The following is a 15,164-nucleotide window of genomic DNA, read 5'->3' as shown; positions in this document are numbered from 1 at the left end:
TTGAAGGAGTTTGACTTATGGCTCGCATCGGCACGAAGGAAGAGCTGCGGCGCATCATTGCCGAGCCGCGTCCGGCCGCTCACGTCAAGATTCTCGATGCGCTCGACGACCAGTCGGTCGAGTTCCTGAAGCGCTGCCCCTTCGCCCTGGTCGGCACGACGGCGGCGGACGGCACCATCGAAGTATCGCCCAAGGGCGACGAGCCGGGCTTCATCCGCATGGAGGATACGAGGACGCTGGTTATCCCGGAAAGGATCGGCAACAACCTCGCCTTCGGGCTGAGCAACATCATCGCCACCGGCAAGATCGGCATCATCGCCCTGGTGCCGGCGACCGGCGAGACGCTGCGCATTTCCGGCACCGCGGAGATCTTCGACGATGCCGACCTGCTGGCTTCGCTGAGCTCGCTGGGCAAGCCCGCGCTGCTGGCGACGCGCGTCCACATCAAGCATTGCTACTTCCATTGCGCCCGCTCGATCGTGCGCTCGAAGCTGTGGGATCCCAAGTCCTGGCCGGCGCCGAACCGCATCTCGTTCGGCAAGATCATCGCGCCGCGCATCGGCGAGAGCGAGGCCGTCGCCGCCCAGATCGACGCCAATGTCGAGGGCGCCTACACGACGCGGCTGTGGCAGAATAGCTGACCGGGTAAAAGGGACCGGTCCTTCGATGAGACGAAAGGTCGGTCTGTTCCTTCTCACGGTGATGGTGGCCGTCAGTTTCGGCGCGACCATCGTGGCGTCGCTCGCCATGTATCGCCTGGTATCAGGAATGCAGGACGAGGAGCTGCGCCGCATCGAGGCCAGCCTCAGCCAGCGCTTCGACGTCTTCGAGACGATGCTGCGCAGCGAGAACCAGCGCAACAACACCGCTATGGCGAAGGTGTTGCCGGAGATCGAAGCGGATGTGGTGCGCAGCGGTCGCCCGCCGGCCGATCTCACGCTCGACGAGCTGAACGCCATGGCAGCGAAACACGGCGTCGAGCATATCTACTTCTTCAACCGCGCTCACACGATCTTCCAGAGCAACCTCGTGTCCGACATCGGGCTCGTTTTCCCGAAGGGCCGCTCCGCGGACTTTCTTGATTCGGTGTTCGACAAGGGCAAGGTCATGAGCGACGGCATCGACCTGTCGACGCTGACCGGCAAGCTCAGGACCTACACCTTTTACGGCCCGCCGGGTAAGGACTATATCATCGAGACATCGACGGAGGTCCGCACGACGCTGAAGCAGAGTGACTTCGGCTGGATGAGTCAGTTCTTCTTCGAGGATTATTTTTCCGATGCCGTCCAGTCCAACGCCTATGTGATGGACGTCGACATCTATCTGATCAACACGTCGGGCACATGGTCCCTGATCCGGGTCGGCCAGAAGCTTGATCCCGAGTTGGCTGCCGACGTCTTGAAGACGGGGCGCCGCGAGGTGAAGGACCCGGGCGGCCATCACGTCACCGTCTACAGTCGCTACAACAGGGCGGATACCGCCAAGGATGCGACGCCGCTGATCAGCGTGCGCAAGGTCACCTACGATCTGGAGCTGGCGCGCGAGGCCGTCAAGCATGTCTTCGTGAGCTCGATGATCGTGCTGGCCCTGATGCTGCCGCTCGTCTTCTGGCTCGCCTCGCGCCTGCTGCAGCGACAGATCCTCGATCCGCTGCTGAACCTGCGCGGCGAGGCCGGCGCCATCGCCGGCGGCGACCTCGACCATGCGATCGCCAACACCGATCGGCGCGACGAGATCGGCCATCTCGCCCGCAGCTTCGCCTCGATGCGCGATTCCGTCCGGTCGAGGATCAACGACCTGCGGGATACCAACCTGGCGATCGAGCGGTTCGTCCCAAAAGCCTTCCTGGCCAAGATCGGCAAGCCGAACATCGTCTCGGTCGCGCTGGGCGACAACAAGCACGAGCACATGACCATCATGTTCTCCGACATAAGGAACTTCACGACCCTGTCGGAGACGATGACGCCGGACGAGAACTTCGCCTTCATCAATTCCTATCTCGAGCATATCGGGCCGGTGATCCGCGAGCATGGCGGCTTCATCGACAAGTATATCGGCGACGCCATCATGGCCCTGTTCGAAAAGGCCGACGACGGCGTGCGGGCCGGCATCGCGATGATGGAGGCGCTCGATCGCTTCAACGCGTCGCGCACGGCGGAAGGCCTGGCGCCGGTCAGGATCGGCATCGGCCTCAACACCGGCTCGCTGATGATGGGCACGATCGGCGAGCTGCACCGCATGGACGGCACGGTGATCTCCGATGCCGTCAACCTCGCCTCGCGCGTCGAGAGCCTGACCAAGGTCTACCGGACCGCCATGCTGCTCACGCAGTACACCTACGATCATCTGACCGATCCCGGCGCTCACGCGATCCGCCCGATCGACGTCGTCGTGGTCCGCGGCAAGACGCGGCCCGTCGTGCTGTTCGAGGCGTTCGACCGCGATCCGCCGGAGGTCCGTGCAACCAAGCTGAAGACCCGCGAGTCGCTGCTACAGGGCGTCACGGCGCTGCTGCACCACGACACGAACACGGCACGCCGCCATTTCGAGGAAAGCCTCGCGATGGCGCCGGGCGATCCGGCGGCGACGAATTTGCTTAAAAGCTGCCCGTCAGACGGCTGAGGCGCGGGCCTCGCGAAACGACACGAGGCGGCGCTGGGTTTCGTCCCACAGGACGAGGCGTACGCAGCGGAAGCTCTGCCACAAGGTCAGGCGTCCCACGTCGCGCAATTCGGGATGATCGCGCAGCACCTGCGGCAGCCGGTAGTAGGGGATGCGGCTGCTGAGATGGTGCACGTGGTGGATGCCGATATTGGCGGTGAACCAGCGCAGGAAGGCCGGCAGGTCGTAATGCGAGCTGCCGTGCAGCGCGGCGTCGTGCAGGTTCCAGTCCGGATCGTTGTCCCACTTCGTGTGCTCGAACTGGTGCTGAACGAAGAACAGCCAGACGCCGACCGATGTGGCGACCAGCAGGATCGGCAGGTGGACCAGCAGGAAGGCCTTCAGGCCGACCAGCCAGATCAGGAGGCCGGCAAACAGCACGATCCCCAGGTTGTTGGTCATCGTGCTGAGCCACGGCAGCCAGCCGTTGCGCATCAGCCCGATCGGCAGGCGATGCTGAAGGACGAACAGGTAGGCCGGTCCGAGGCCGAACATGACCAGCGGATGGCGATAGAGGCGATACCGCAGCCGGCCCCACATCGAACGCGCGCGATACTCCTCGACCGTCAGCGTGTCGACGTCGCCGAGGCCGCGCCGGTCGAGGTTGCCCGTGCTGGCATGGTGGGTCGCATGCACGCGGCGCCAGACTTCGTAGGGCGTCAAGGTCAGCACGCTGGCGACGCGGCCGATCCAGTCGTTGGCCGAACGCTGCCGAAAGAAGGCGCCGTGCCCGCAATCGTGCTGGATGGCGAACAGCCGCAGCATGAATCCGCCGGCGGCCAAGGCGAGCGGCAGGGCCAGCCAGTAGCCGATATCGAGTGTTGCCCAAGCCAGCGCCCACAGGGCGACCAGCGGCACGATCGTCACGACGATCTCGAAAATGCTGCGGCTGTGGCTGGGCTCTCGATAGCGCGCCAGGACCTGGGTCCAGGCGCGGGCGGCTTTTACCATGTGCGCGCGCGGACCGGCGGCTTCCGGAGTGGTGCTCAAACGAGTGATTTTCCTTGTGAGAAGAGGCGGGCGTCGGCAAACCGCTCGTCGGCCTTAGGCGGCGGCAGGGGCAAAAGCAACCAGCGAAGTAGCCCAGCGCGGCGATTCGTCCGTGGTTACGACGAAGGCGACCGCCGGCGGCGACCCCGGCCCTGTCCGGTGCCGCTTCCCTGAGAGGACGGAGCCGGCTTGGCGCGAATGCGCACGGTCCGTCCGTCGGGCTGTTCCATGTCGAAGGCGCCGGTCTTGCGGATCAGGTCGCTCAGCTTGCGGAAGCCGTAGGTGCGTGGATCGAAGTCGGACGCAATGTTGGCCAGTCGCTGGCCGACCGAGCCCAGGCCGACCCAGCCATCTTCCGTCTCCATCTGCGCGATCGCTCTCGTCAGGAACGGAATGGCCGCGCTCGCAGGCTGCAGGGCATTGGGCGCCGTTCCCTCGTCGGGCGCCGGCGCCGCGGCCTCGGGCAGCAGGTTCTCGGTGTAGATGAAGCGGCGGCAGGCCTGCCGGAAGCTCTCGGGCGTCTTCTGGGCGCCGAAGCCGTAGACGTCGGCGCCTTCCTCGCGCAGGCGCGAGGCGAGGCGCGTGAAATCGCTGTCGGAGGAGACGAGGCAGAAGCCGTCGAACCGGCGGCTGTGCAGCAGGTCCATCGCATCGATCACCAGTGCGATGTCGGAGGCGTTCTTGCCCGAGGTGTAGGCGAACTGCTGGTAGGGATCGATCGCGTACTTCTGCAGGATCTCGGCCCATGACTTGAGGCGCGTGCTCGAGAAGTCGCCGTAGATGCGCCGCACGCTCGCCTCGCCGAACTTGGCGATCTCCTCGAACAAACCTGCCGTTATGCGCGGCGAGGTGTTGTCGGCGTCGATCAGGACGGCAAAGCGGCGCGGTCGGTTGTCGTCGGCCATCTGGAAGCTCCCGGCCGTTCAGGCGGCCGATTTGGTGTAGATCGCGTCGACATGGATATCGGCGCAATCGATGACGGGAAAGCCGGGATCGTGTCCGGCGAAGGCGAGGAACAGGTCGGTGCCGCCCAGCATGATCGCTTCGGCACCGCGTTCACAGAGCTTGCGGCCTTCCTCGAAGAAGACCTGCCGCTGCGCCTCGGTGACCTGCCCGATGGTGGCCATCGCAACATAGTTGTCATGGACCACATCGAGCGCGGCGCCTTCAGTCGGCACGATTTCAACCGAAGGAATGCCGCCGTAAAGATGCGACTCCATGACGGTACGGGTTCCCAGGATTCCGATCTTCCTGAACTTGCCCGTTGCCAGCGCCGCGTCGACCGCGGGAATGGCATTGAGCATGGGCAGCGGCGAGATCGCGATCAGTTCGTTGACGCAGAAATGGCCGCCCATCGAGGTGATGGCGGCGGCCTGCGCGCCGGCCGCCTTCATGCGACCGACAAGGCCCGCGAAGATTTCAGCCTGTTTCTTCGGGTTCTTGCCGACGAGGTTGCGGCTCATCTCGCGCACATCGGCATGCGCCATGGTGAGGTCGAGCGGGAGGCCGCCGGCGACATGCCGTTCGATCAAGCCACGATAGTAGAAGTCTGTGGCGGCCGGCCCGATGCCGGCAATTAGTCCGATATGCATGGGCGACTGTCCTCGATCCGTCGCGATGCGGCAACAGGAGGGCGGCAACATCGGGGTGTGGCGAAAAGCGTCCCTGCAGAACGACTGTCGCGGAGGCTAGAGTTTGTCCATGCGACGGGTGGCTGTGTTCGGAACGACGGGATCAGGCAAGAGTTGGCTGGCCGAGCGCCTCGCCGACCGCACCGGCCTGCGTCTCGTCGAACTCGATGCGCTCTTCTGGGGCCGCGACTGGCAGCCGGCGCCCGTCGACCTGTTCCGTCATCGCGTCGAGCGCGAGACCGCCGGTGATGGCTGGATCGTCGTCGGCAATTACGGCCAGGTGCGCGATCTCGTCTGGCGTCCGGCCGACACGCTGGTCTGGCTCGACCTGCCTCTGCCGGTGGTGATGGGACGGCTACTGCGACGGACGGTGAAGCGCGCCGTGACGGCCGAGGAGCTGTGGGGCACCGGCAATCGCGAGACGCTGGGCAACGCCTTCCTCAGCCGCAATTCGATCCTGCTCTATGCGCTGAAGACGCATCGCCGCAATCGCGAGCGCTTCGCGCAGGAATGCGAAGCGCTGGCTGGGGAGAAGAGGATCGTGCGGCTCAGCAGCCGCCGCGACATCGAACGCTTCGCCGCTAATCCGCTGCCTTGACCGCCGGCAAAGGCGCGCGCACGCCGCCGCGCGCCAGCATCGCATCGATGTCGGCGGCGCCGTAGCCCAGCTCGCTCAGGATGTCCGGCCCGTCCTCGCCGATATGCGGCGCGTGCTGCTGCGGCGCATGCTCCGAGGCCGGCGGCAGGCCTGCGATGTTGGCGACCGGCATGCGGCCGAAGCCGTCCTGCTCGATCCAGTCGATCGCGCCCGATTCCTTGACGTGCGGATGGTCGAGATAGTCGGAGTAATTGTTCACCCGCTCGCAGAACACGTCCTTGGGCTGCAGGATCGCGATCCACTCCTCGGTGGTCTTGGTCGGCATCGTCTCGTTCAGCGCCTTGATGATCTTGGCGGCGTTCTTGATGCGGTTCTCGTGGCTCTGCAGGTCGGGATCGTCGGCGATGTCCTGGCGGCCGATCAGCTCGAACAGCAGGCGGAAATGGTGCGGCCGCATGGCGCTCACCATGATGTAGCCGTTCGCCGACTTGTAGCTGCCGGCCGGCATGTAGAGCACCGGCGGCGCGCCCTTGGAGAACACCCATTCCATCAGCTTGGCGCCCTGGAAGGCGGCAGCCGCGCGCATCAGGCTCGAATCGATGAAGCAGCCTTCGTTGAAGCGGAACTGGCGCATCAGCGCGGTCGACAGTGCCTGGAAGGTGTAGAGGCCGGTCGTGACGTCGACGGCGATCATGCCCTGACGCCACGGTGTGCCGTCGGGCATCTTGTTCATCACCATCATGCCGCTGAACGCCTGGATCAGGCCGTCGACGGTCGGGCGCTTGCTGTAGGGGCCGGTCTGGCCGAAGCCCGAGACCGAGCAGTAGACGACGTTCGGATTGACCTTCTTGACGTCCTCGTAGCCGAAGCCCAGCCGCGAGATGACGCCGGGACGGAAACTCTCCATCACGACATGCGCCTTGGCCGCGAGCTTCTTCACGACGTCGACGCCGTCGGCCGACTTGAGGTCCAGCGCGATCGAGCGCTTGCCGCGGTTGAAGGCGACGGAATGGGCGCAATGGTCGCCCTTCAGCTCGCCCAGCGCGCGGCCCCAGTCGCCTTCCGGCGGCTCGATCTTGATGACGTCGGCGCCATGCAGCGCGAGCAGCATGGAGGCATGCGGCCCCGCAATGCCCTGCGTGAAATCGAGTACGGTAATGCCGTCGAAGGCGCCCTTGATCGTGGTCACTTTGATTCCTCCCGAAGCGCTGAACGTACGTTTACCGACGCCGTTCATGCAAGGCCGGACCTGCAGTCAAGCCATGCGTCTTCGCGGAATTTCAGTCCACCTTGATGTTGGCCGTCTTTATCACCGGTCCCCAACGCTTGCGCTCGGCCTGCAGGAAGGCCGCGAACTCGGCCGCCGATCCGGTCGTCACCTCGGTGCCGATGGCTTCGAGCTTTTCCTTCACGTCGGGCGACTGCAGCGTCTGCAGCAACGCAGCGTGCAGGATCTCCACCACCTGAGGCGGTGTCCCCCTCGGCACCACGATGCCCTGCCATTGCGCGCCGATCAGCCCCGCAATGCCAAGTTCGCGGCTGCACGGCACATCGGGCAGGACCGAACTGCGTGAGTCGCCGGCCACCATCAGCGCCTTGAGCGAGCCGTTCTTCACCTGGGAGGTGACGCTCGACAGGCCGATGAACATGAAGTCGACATGACCGCCGATCAGGTCGTTCAGCGCACCCGCCCCACCCTTGTAGTTGACCAGGGTGAAATCGAGCTTCTCTTCGATGCGGAACAGTTCCGCGATCAGGTGATGGACCGAGCCCACCGTGGCATTGCCGGCATTGATCTTGCCGGGATTCTCCCGAATCAGGCGAAGCAGGTCCTGCAAGGTGTCGGCCTTTACATGCTTGCCCACCACCAGGCCGATACGGGCCTCGTTGATCTTGATCACCGGGACGAAGTCCGCCTCGGGATCGTACTGCATGTCCGGAAACATGAATTGCGCAATGGTCATCGGCCCGGGCACGGCGACGCCCAGCGTGTAACCGTCGGGCGCCGCCTTCGCCACCGCCTTCATGCCGATGAGGCCGTTGGCGCCGGCAATATTGTCGACCACGACGGTCTGCCGCAGAACTTCTCCCAGTTTCTGCGCCACGATGCGCGCGGTCGCATCGGTTCCGGCGCCCGGCGGGAACGGCACCACGAGCTTCAGCGCCCGATCGGGGAATGTCGCCGCAAACGCCGGGCCGGCAGCCAGTGCGGCGCTTCCCGCGAGGAAGGCACGTCGATGGAGAAACGTGTTCATTTCACCTTCTTCACTGCGATGATCGGACCTCCGTTCAGCAGCAAGGAGCGTGCCGCTTACAAGGCGCTGGACGTTCGGCGCGGTGAGGCTTCAGGGTGGCGCGACAAAGCCCGACATCCTGGATCGGCAAGGACTCAAGGGGACCGCGATGACCATGCAAGTTCAACCAACCGCCGCCGCCGTGGCTTGCGACCCGACCAGGCCGGTACCGCGCGCCGTCCTGGAGGCGCGCCTGTCCTCGCTGCAAGCCTGGATGGTCGAGTGGGGCTTGCAGGCGCTGGTGGTCTTTGGCCACGGCAGCGCGCTCGCCATGGCCACGCGCAGCCATGGCAATCTGCGCTATCTCCTGGACTGGGATGCCGAGTACGCGCAGTCGGTCCTGGTGCTGCCGGCACAGGGCGCTCCGAGCCTCGCCGTCGGCAACGTCTTCTCGGTCATGCGCGCACGCGAAGAGGCCTGGATAAGCGACGTGCGGTTCGGAAAAGGACCTGGTCTCGCGAAGGAAGTCCTTGCCCTGTTGCCCGCAGGGGCGAGCCGGGTCGGGATCGTCGGTCGCGAGGAAATCCCCGTGGCGGTCTGGGACGAACTGGCGGCCGCCGGGGCCTCCGGCTGGATCGACTGTTCACCCGAACTGGCGCGACGGCGCGCGACCAAGGACGCGGTCGAGATCGCCTATCATCGCGAAGCTGCACGGATCTGCGACGAGATTTTCGAACGGCTCGGACCGGCATTGCACACGGGAAAGGCCGTCTTCCAGATCCAGGCCGAACTCGAACACCATGCCCGTTCGCGCGGCTGCGAGCTGTGCAAGACCTGGCTGACGGTCGCCCCGGTGCCGGACCGCTGCCGCTACAGTCGCGACGAGAACTACAACGTGCCGCGGGAGGGGGATCAGGTTCTCCTCGGCATCATGCTGATTCTGCACGGGCATTGGGGTCACGCCATCCGTACCGGCGCGATCGGGCGCAGCACCCAAGATGCCGAGCGCATCTTTGCGCAGGTCGCCGCCATGCACGCCGCCATGTTCGACAGCCTGCGGCCGAACGCCGAGATTACGACCGTCGGCAATGCCGGTGTCGTTCCGGCCGAGGAAGGCGTCTTCCAGTTTCGCTCCGGCCATGCCCTGGGTCACAGCTACGAAGACCCGGCCGGCACGAGCGATTTTCCGCAACCCTATGAAGGGGCGCGCGCGGCCGGCAAGCCGGCTCTCGCCCAGGCGGGAATGCTGTTCGAGCTTCATCCCAACCTGTTCATCGAGAAGGTTGGCGCCGCGTCGATCGGTGACATGGTCCTGGTGACGGAGCAGGGCGCCGAATACCTCACGACCTTTCCGCGCCACCTCCTGATTTTCTGACGTCCACGCCCGTGGTTCGTCAGGCAATGATCGGCAGCGTCTCGATGTCGTAGGCGTGGGTGATCTTGCGGTGGAGCACCGGGTCGTCGAGCTCCATCTCGAAGCGCGACGAGGAGCGGATGCCGCCGATCGCCGGCATGGTGCCGCAGAACATCACGGTCTCCATGGGCAGGCGCTTGTTGTCCTTCCACGAGAAGATCAGTTCGCGCGGATCGCGGATCTTGGCCAGCGGCCCTTCCTGGTAGAGGACCTTCTTGCCGCCCTCCAGCACGAAGCTGCGCAGCATCACCCTGTCCCAGTGCGGCTCGACCTCCTCGAAGCGCCAGGCGACGCGGCCGATCGGCTTGGCGCACATCTGCTTGGAGACGGCGATGCCGTAGCTCTCGACCTTGCGGTCGGTGTGGTCGGCGCCCACCGTGACCCAGAGCCGGTCGGCGGCGCCGATCAGCACGGGCTCGACCTCGCCCGAACTGTCGTCGCCCAGGACCTGGATCTTGTCGGCCTGGGTCAGCATCTGTGCCGCGGCACGATAGTAGATCGGCACCCGCGACGGCGGCTGCACGCCGATCGCCTTCAGCTCTTCGATATGATGGTTCAGCGCGGTCACGTCACGGCCGGTCCAGCCGGCGATGACGAGATCCCTGATGTCGACGGCGACCTTCTCGATCGCCCCCTTGGCGTGACCCTCGAACTCCAGCCGCGTCATCGTCAGAGGACGGCCAGGCGCGAGTTGAGCAGGTCGGTGACCAGCATGTAGCCCGGCGCGTGGGTGATGCAGAACTCGGGCTTCACCGTCGCCACGACCGATTGCGGGGTGACGCCGCAGGCCCAGAACACGGGCAACTCGTCGTCGCGCACCGGCACGGCATCGCCATAGTCGGGCTTGGCGATGTCCTTGACGCCGATCATCTCCGGCTTGCCGAGATGGACCGGCGCACCATGCACCGAGGGGAAGCGCGTCGTCACCTGCACGGCGCGGATCGCGTCGGCCGGCTTGAACGGGCGCATCGACACGACCATCGGGCCGTGGAACGGACCGGCCGGCGTGCACTCGATGTTGGTGCGGAACATCGGCACGTTGGTGTTCTGCGTGATGTGGCGGATCTCCAGCCCGTTCTCGATCAGCGCCTCTTCGAAGGAGAAGGAGCAGCCCAGCACGAAGGAGACGAGATCGTCGCGCCACACGCTCTTCAGGTCGGTCACTTCCTCGACCAGCTCGCCGTTCTTCCAGATGCGGTAGAGCGGGATGTCGGTGCGGATGTCGAGATCCTCGCCCAGGGTCGGCAGGCGCCAGTCGCCGGGCTCGGACTGGCCGAGCAGGGGGCAGGGCTTCGGATTGAGCATGCAGAAGCGGGTGAAGTCGGCCGCGAGCGACTTCGGCAGGATCGCGAGGTTGCCCTGCACATAGCCCGGCGCCATGCCGGAGGTTGGCAGGCGATGGCCGCCGTTACGGATGCGGCGCCGCGCGTCGCGGCCGGTCTCGCCCTTCAGCGTGGTGATCGTGCTGTCCATCGCGAACTCCTAGACGTGCTGTCCGCCGTTGATCTGGATCTCGGCCCCGGAAACGTAGCTCGATCCCTTCTCGCAAAGGAAGTGAATCACGTCGGCCACCTCGTCGGGTGTGCCGAGCCGTCGCATGGGGATCTGCTCCTCGACGATCTTCTCGGTGCCCGGCGACAGGATCGCGGTGTCGATCTCGCCCGGCGCGATTGCATTCACACGAATGCCGCGCGGCCCGAAATCGTGACTCATCTCGCGCGTGAGCGCCGCCAGCGCCGCCTTCGACGTGGCATAGGCGGAGCCGGCGAAGGGATGGACGCGGCTGCCGGCGATCGAGGTCACGTTGACGACGCAGCCCTGCGCCAACGCCAGCTCGTCGACGAGGCCGCGCGCCAGCGCCACCGGCGCGAAGAAATTCACGTTGAAGACCTGCCGCCACAGGTCGAAGGGCGTGTCCATGGCGCCGAGGCGGCTGCCCTCCTTGCCCTTGGGCGAGATGGCGGCGTTGTTCACCAGCGCATCGAGCCGGCCGCCGGCGAGGCGCGAGCGGATCTGCTCGATGCCGCGGCCGATATCGACCGGATCGGCGAGGTCGAGCTGCACGTGGTTTTCGCCGCCGCTCGGCCACGGGCAGAGCGCGCTGAAGGGCTGGCGCGAGATCGTGATGACCCGCCAGCCGCCGGCGCTGAACTTCTTGACAGTCGCATGGCCGATGCCTCGGCTTGCACCGGTCAGAACCAGGGTGCGGACATTGTCGCGAGGAAGGGCTGTATTCATGGAGATCATACTACCCTGCCTGAGTGATGACTTCGCGTCCGATTCGCACGACAGGCATTGCAAGTCCTAGTGGGTTCGCTTTTGTTCTTCACATCATCTGCCAAGCCATTGTGATTCCACGGCTTTGTTGGATTATTAAGGCGAATTGATCTATGATGTGTTCAGGCTTGGCCCAATTTTAGGGCCGTTCGGCCATCGTTTTTTGACGAAGTTTATTTTTGGAGTTGTCCGATATGGCGGACGAGCGACGGGCCTCAACGCCCACACCCTATCTGCGGACAGGGCCTGCCACGATGCTGACAGGGATCAGCCTGTGCGTTCTCCTGATGATCATGCAGCTCGTGCCCGAAATCCGCGACGCCGGACCGCAGGCGACGATCACCGCGTCGCACGTCAGCCGCTAGACGCCTATTCAGCCGCTTGTGCGGCTGCCCCGGAGCGCGCATTTAGGGGCCGAGGTTGCGCGTGCCCATGACAGCAGAACACGATCAAGCTTTGCCGGTCGGCACGCGCCTGGGCGACTACCGCCTGGATGCGCTGATCGGCCATGGCGGCTTCGGCATCACCTATCGCGCGTTCGACACCCAGCTCGCCAAGTTCGTCGCCATCAAGGAATACATGCCGGTCGAGTTCGCGATGCGTCGGGCCGATGGCGAGGTGGCGCCACGCAGCTCGCGCTATGCCGACGACTTCGCCTGGGGCCGCGAACGCTTCCTCGACGAGGCGCGGGCGCTGGCGCGCTTCCGTCATGTCCATATCGTGCCGGTGCTGCGTTACTTCGAGGCCAACGGCACGGCCTATACGGTCATGGAGTTCGAGGACGGCCACAGCGTCGCGCAGCTCCTGCGCCAGCCCGGCCGTCGCCTGCAGCCCGACGAGATCCGGCGCCTGACCGAGGGCATGCTGAGCGGCCTCGGCGCCGTGCATGCCCAGGGCTTCCTGCATCGTGACATCAAGCCGTCGAACGTCATCGTGCGGCGCGACGGCGTGCCGATCCTGATCGACTTCGGCGCGGCGCGGCAGGCGATGGGCGGCCGCACGCGCACCTTGACCAGCATCCTGACGCCGCAATATGCGCCGATCGAGCAGTATGCGACCGAGGGCAAGCAGGGTCCGTGGACCGACATCTACGCGACGGCCGCGGTGCTGCATCACACGATTGCCGGCGTCGCCCCACCGGAAGCGGTCAGCCGCGTTGGCGCCGACCCGTACCGGCCGCTGGCGGCGACGCATGCCGATCGCTTCGATCCGTCGATGCTGTCGGCGATCGATCGGGGCCTGGCCTTCGCCCCCGAGCAGCGGCCGCAGACCATCTCCGAGTGGCGCACAATGTTCGGCGCCTCGCTGCCCCGTGTCGAAGACGCACTGACGCAACGCATGCCGACTGTCGTGGAGTCGGCGCCCCGTCTTGGTGGCGTGAGCCGTCCCCCAGACGAGACGGTCGACGTCGCGGTGCCGGGCAGACCGCGCGGAAAATTCCTGCGCCGGCGGTTGCCGTTCGTGTTGCTGATCCTGGGCGCCGTCGTGATCTTTCAGCCTCACCTTCGTGAGCGCGTTTTCGGCAAGTCCAAGGTCGAGACACAGGCGACCTCGCCGTCGCCCGTTCCGATCGCTGTGCCGAAGGAGCCGGCGCAAGCGGCCGCGACGCCGACGCCCGTCCCGCCTGTGGCGGCACCAACCGTGACGCCGCCCACCACGACAACGCCACCGGCCGCCAGACCACCCGTCGCCGCGCCCAACCCATCGCCGCAGAAGGCGCTGACCGATCAGGCGCAGCGCGCCGCGACCGAAGCGCGGGCGATGTTCGAGCGCGCCGAGGAAGCGGCGCGGGCAGCACGCGCCATGGCGGGCGAGGCGCGCATCGTGGCGGCGCGGGCGGCGCGTCCCGATCTCGAGAACAGCGAGCGTCTCACCTATAGCGGCGGCGCGAGCTACATCGGCCAGGTCGCCGACGGCAAGCGTCAGGGGCTAGGTGTTGCCGAACTGGGCAACGGCGAGCGCCAGGCCGGCGACTGGAGCGCCGACCTGATGAACGGTCTCGGCACGGTGCGTCTATCCGACGACACGCGCTATGCCGGGCAATGGAAAGACGGCAAGTCGACCGGGCTCGGCCTGCGCGAAAAGCCCGGCGCAGAGCGGTCGGAAGGCAACTTCGTCAACGGCCGCCTCGAGGGCCTCGCCATCCGCCGCACGCTCGTCGATCCCAACGTCGTGCAGGGCGGCGAATTCCACGGCGACGTGCTCGACGGGCCGGGCATCGAACGCACCGGCGAGCGCGAGCGCTACGAAGGCGATTTCCGCGGCGGGCAACGCAACGGCTACGGCCAGGTCACCGACGCCGACGGCAAGACGCGCGCGGGCCGCTGGGCCGACGGAAAGCTCGTCGAATCGGCGCCGTAACATCGGTGGCACGGAAGTTGCGCCCCGCGGGGTGCAAGGGAATTTCCGCAGCCGCCGTGTCCAAGCCCCTCTCCGTCGTGCTGATCGACGACAATCCCGCCCGCGCCGAGATCGTGGAATCGGGATTGCGCGATGCCGGCTACGTGCTGCTGGCGCGGCTCGATGGCACCTACGATCTCGCGGCGCGGGTCGAGGTGCTGCAGCCCGACGTGATCGTGGTCAGCATCGACAGTCCCGGCCGCGACGCGATCGAGGATCTGCGGCGCACGACCGAGCAACGGCCGCGGCCGATCGCCCTGTTCGCCGACCGTTCCGATCCCGCGACCATCGCGGCCGGCATGGAGGCGGGGGTTTCCGCGTATGTCGTGAAGGGGCTGACGCAGGATCGGGTGCAACCGGTCGTCGATGTCGCGGTCGCGCACTTCAATCGCTATCACGCGATGCGCGAGGAACTCGACCGCGCGCGCCTGTCGCTGGTCGAACGCAAGACGGTCGATCGCGCCAAGGGCCTCTTGATGGAGCAGAAGGGGATCGGCGAGGAGGCCGCCTACAAGTTGCTGCGCAAGCTCGCGATGGACCAGAACAAGCGCATCGGCGAAGTGGCGCAGGATCTCCTGACTTACGCCAAGGCGCTCAAGTTCTGATCCCTTGCATGAGCAAGGGTCCCTCACTTCGTTCGGGATGACAACGTTGTTGGGATTGGCGCAGTGCGTCGATGCAGAAAAAAGCTGTCATCCCGAACGAAGTGAGGGACCTTTCGCTGCACGCGAACTGCCTGCCTCTTTGGCGGCACTGGCGCGTAAGCGTGCAGGTGGTATCACAGCCATTCGGATGTGATTTCGACGCCGAACAACGGCTTCGCCGATTTCCTCAACTATATCAGTCGCTTCCCAAATCATCGAGATATCGACGCCCGTTGGCATATTTCCTGCTGTTCTATGGGCGAGGCGCCCAATGACGGGCGGCTCCTGAATTTCGGGCAGGCCAATGGCGGTCTG

At 65.7% G+C, this 15,164-nt stretch carries 14 protein-coding genes; 6 read left to right on the top strand and 8 right to left on the bottom strand.

What is annotated here, in order from left to right:
* The first annotated feature begins 17 nt into the window (after nt 1–17).
* Together AC1ROX_RS22005 and AC1ROX_RS22000 are read left to right on the top strand one after the other, a co-directional pair.
* Nucleotides 18–641 (top strand): MSMEG_1061 family FMN-dependent PPOX-type flavoprotein, encoded by a 624-nt coding sequence (locus AC1ROX_RS22005; protein WP_493129115.1) that lies wholly within the window; start codon nt 18–20, stop codon nt 639–641.
* 25 nt (nt 642–666) lie between these two features.
* Nucleotides 667–2,622, top strand: coding sequence for an adenylate/guanylate cyclase domain-containing protein (locus AC1ROX_RS22000; protein WP_493129113.1), 1,956 nt, complete (start codon nt 667–669; stop codon nt 2,620–2,622).
* On the opposite strand, the gene AC1ROX_RS21995 is transcribed toward AC1ROX_RS22000, so the two are convergent.
* The 3 genes from AC1ROX_RS21995 to AC1ROX_RS21985 all read right to left on the bottom strand — a co-directional run bounded on the left by AC1ROX_RS21995 (nt 2,611) and on the right by AC1ROX_RS21985 (nt 5,243).
* Complete coding sequence (locus AC1ROX_RS21995) at nt 2,611–3,612, bottom strand: fatty acid desaturase (RefSeq protein WP_493129307.1); 1,002 nt, start codon at nt 3,610–3,612, stop codon at nt 2,611–2,613. The genes AC1ROX_RS22000 and AC1ROX_RS21995 overlap by 12 nt on opposite strands.
* Nucleotides 3,613–3,767: 155 nt before the next feature.
* On the bottom strand, nt 3,768–4,556 hold the full coding sequence (locus tag AC1ROX_RS21990; protein ID WP_493129111.1) for an NYN domain-containing protein: 789 nt from the start codon (nt 4,554–4,556) through the stop codon (nt 3,768–3,770).
* Nucleotides 4,557–4,574: 18 nt separating this feature from the next.
* Nucleotides 4,575–5,243: an aspartate/glutamate racemase family protein gene (locus tag AC1ROX_RS21985; protein WP_493129109.1), complete on the bottom strand. Its 669-nt coding sequence runs from the start codon at nt 5,241–5,243 to the stop codon at nt 4,575–4,577.
* Between the two features lie 109 nt (nt 5,244–5,352).
* Between AC1ROX_RS21985 and AC1ROX_RS21980 the strand changes: the two genes are divergently transcribed.
* Nucleotides 5,353–5,880, top strand: a complete 528-nt coding sequence (locus tag AC1ROX_RS21980; protein ID WP_493129107.1) for a P-loop NTPase family protein — start codon at nt 5,353–5,355, stop codon at nt 5,878–5,880.
* Here AC1ROX_RS21980 and AC1ROX_RS21975 read toward each other — a convergent pair.
* Both AC1ROX_RS21975 and AC1ROX_RS21970 read right to left on the bottom strand, forming a co-directional pair.
* On the bottom strand, nt 5,864–7,069 hold the full coding sequence (locus AC1ROX_RS21975; protein WP_493129105.1) for a CaiB/BaiF CoA transferase family protein: 1,206 nt from the start codon (nt 7,067–7,069) through the stop codon (nt 5,864–5,866). The genes AC1ROX_RS21980 and AC1ROX_RS21975 overlap by 17 nt on opposite strands.
* A gap of 91 nt (nt 7,070–7,160) precedes the next feature.
* Nucleotides 7,161–8,135, bottom strand: a complete 975-nt coding sequence (locus tag AC1ROX_RS21970; RefSeq protein WP_493129103.1) for a Bug family tripartite tricarboxylate transporter substrate binding protein — start codon at nt 8,133–8,135, stop codon at nt 7,161–7,163.
* A gap of 148 nt (nt 8,136–8,283) precedes the next feature.
* Between AC1ROX_RS21970 and AC1ROX_RS21965 the strand changes: the two genes are divergently transcribed.
* The gene (locus tag AC1ROX_RS21965; protein WP_493129100.1) at nt 8,284–9,489 is read left to right on the top strand and encodes a M24 family metallopeptidase; all 1,206 of its coding nucleotides are present in this window, start codon (nt 8,284–8,286) and stop codon (nt 9,487–9,489) included.
* 19 nt (nt 9,490–9,508) lie between these two features.
* Here AC1ROX_RS21965 and AC1ROX_RS21960 read toward each other — a convergent pair whose 3' ends face one another.
* From AC1ROX_RS21960 to AC1ROX_RS21950, 3 genes are read right to left on the bottom strand one after another with little or no spacing between them, the layout of a single operon-like run.
* On the bottom strand, nt 9,509–10,195 hold the full coding sequence (locus AC1ROX_RS21960) for a DUF2848 domain-containing protein (protein WP_493129098.1): 687 nt from the start codon (nt 10,193–10,195) through the stop codon (nt 9,509–9,511).
* A 2-nt stretch (nt 10,196–10,197) separates the two neighbouring features.
* On the bottom strand, nt 10,198–11,001 hold the full coding sequence (locus AC1ROX_RS21955; RefSeq protein ID WP_493129097.1) for a putative hydro-lyase: 804 nt from the start codon (nt 10,999–11,001) through the stop codon (nt 10,198–10,200).
* A gap of 9 nt (nt 11,002–11,010) precedes the next feature.
* On the bottom strand, nt 11,011–11,766 hold the full coding sequence (locus AC1ROX_RS21950; protein WP_493129095.1) for an SDR family NAD(P)-dependent oxidoreductase: 756 nt from the start codon (nt 11,764–11,766) through the stop codon (nt 11,011–11,013).
* Nucleotides 11,767–12,237: 471 nt separating this feature from the next.
* Here AC1ROX_RS21950 and AC1ROX_RS21945 point away from each other — a divergent pair, with 471 nt between their 5' ends.
* Both AC1ROX_RS21945 and AC1ROX_RS21940 read left to right on the top strand, forming a co-directional pair.
* Nucleotides 12,238–14,166 carry a protein kinase domain-containing protein gene (locus AC1ROX_RS21945; protein ID WP_493129093.1) on the top strand — a complete coding sequence of 643 codons (1,929 nt, stop codon included), beginning with the start codon at nt 12,238–12,240 and terminating at the stop codon, nt 14,164–14,166.
* A gap of 56 nt (nt 14,167–14,222) precedes the next feature.
* Nucleotides 14,223–14,810, top strand: a complete 588-nt coding sequence (locus AC1ROX_RS21940) for an ANTAR domain-containing response regulator (protein WP_493129091.1) — start codon at nt 14,223–14,225, stop codon at nt 14,808–14,810.
* The last annotated feature ends 354 nt before the right edge of the window (nt 14,811–15,164 follow it).

The organism is Reyranella sp. GW821-FHT14A01, from assembly GCF_058803965.1.
Note: the sequence above shows the minus strand (reverse complement) of the source record. Positions and strands in the feature narration are given on the sequence as shown.

Excerpts from the sequence above, each read along its gene's own strand:
- AC1ROX_RS22005 (WP_493129115.1), top strand. The coding sequence starts at position 18 with ATGGCTCGCATCGGCACGAAGGAAGAGCTGCGGCGCATCATTGCCGAG.
- AC1ROX_RS22000 (WP_493129113.1), top strand. The coding sequence starts at position 667 with ATGAGACGAAAGGTCGGTCTGTTCCTTCTCACGGTGATGGTGGCCGTC.
- AC1ROX_RS21995 (WP_493129307.1), bottom strand. The coding sequence starts at position 3,612 with ATGGTAAAAGCCGCCCGCGCCTGGACCCAGGTCCTGGCGCGCTATCGA.
- AC1ROX_RS21990 (WP_493129111.1), bottom strand. The coding sequence starts at position 4,556 with ATGGCCGACGACAACCGACCGCGCCGCTTTGCCGTCCTGATCGACGCC.
- AC1ROX_RS21985 (WP_493129109.1), bottom strand. The coding sequence starts at position 5,243 with ATGCATATCGGACTAATTGCCGGCATCGGGCCGGCCGCCACAGACTTC.
- AC1ROX_RS21980 (WP_493129107.1), top strand. The coding sequence starts at position 5,353 with ATGCGACGGGTGGCTGTGTTCGGAACGACGGGATCAGGCAAGAGTTGG.
- AC1ROX_RS21970 (WP_493129103.1), bottom strand. The coding sequence starts at position 8,135 with ATGAACACGTTTCTCCATCGACGTGCCTTCCTCGCGGGAAGCGCCGCA.
- AC1ROX_RS21965 (WP_493129100.1), top strand. The coding sequence starts at position 8,284 with ATGACCATGCAAGTTCAACCAACCGCCGCCGCCGTGGCTTGCGACCCG.
- AC1ROX_RS21960 (WP_493129098.1), bottom strand. The coding sequence starts at position 10,195 with ATGACGCGGCTGGAGTTCGAGGGTCACGCCAAGGGGGCGATCGAGAAG.
- AC1ROX_RS21955 (WP_493129097.1), bottom strand. The coding sequence starts at position 11,001 with ATGGACAGCACGATCACCACGCTGAAGGGCGAGACCGGCCGCGACGCG.
- AC1ROX_RS21950 (WP_493129095.1), bottom strand. The coding sequence starts at position 11,766 with ATGAATACAGCCCTTCCTCGCGACAATGTCCGCACCCTGGTTCTGACC.
- AC1ROX_RS21945 (WP_493129093.1), top strand. The coding sequence starts at position 12,238 with ATGACAGCAGAACACGATCAAGCTTTGCCGGTCGGCACGCGCCTGGGC.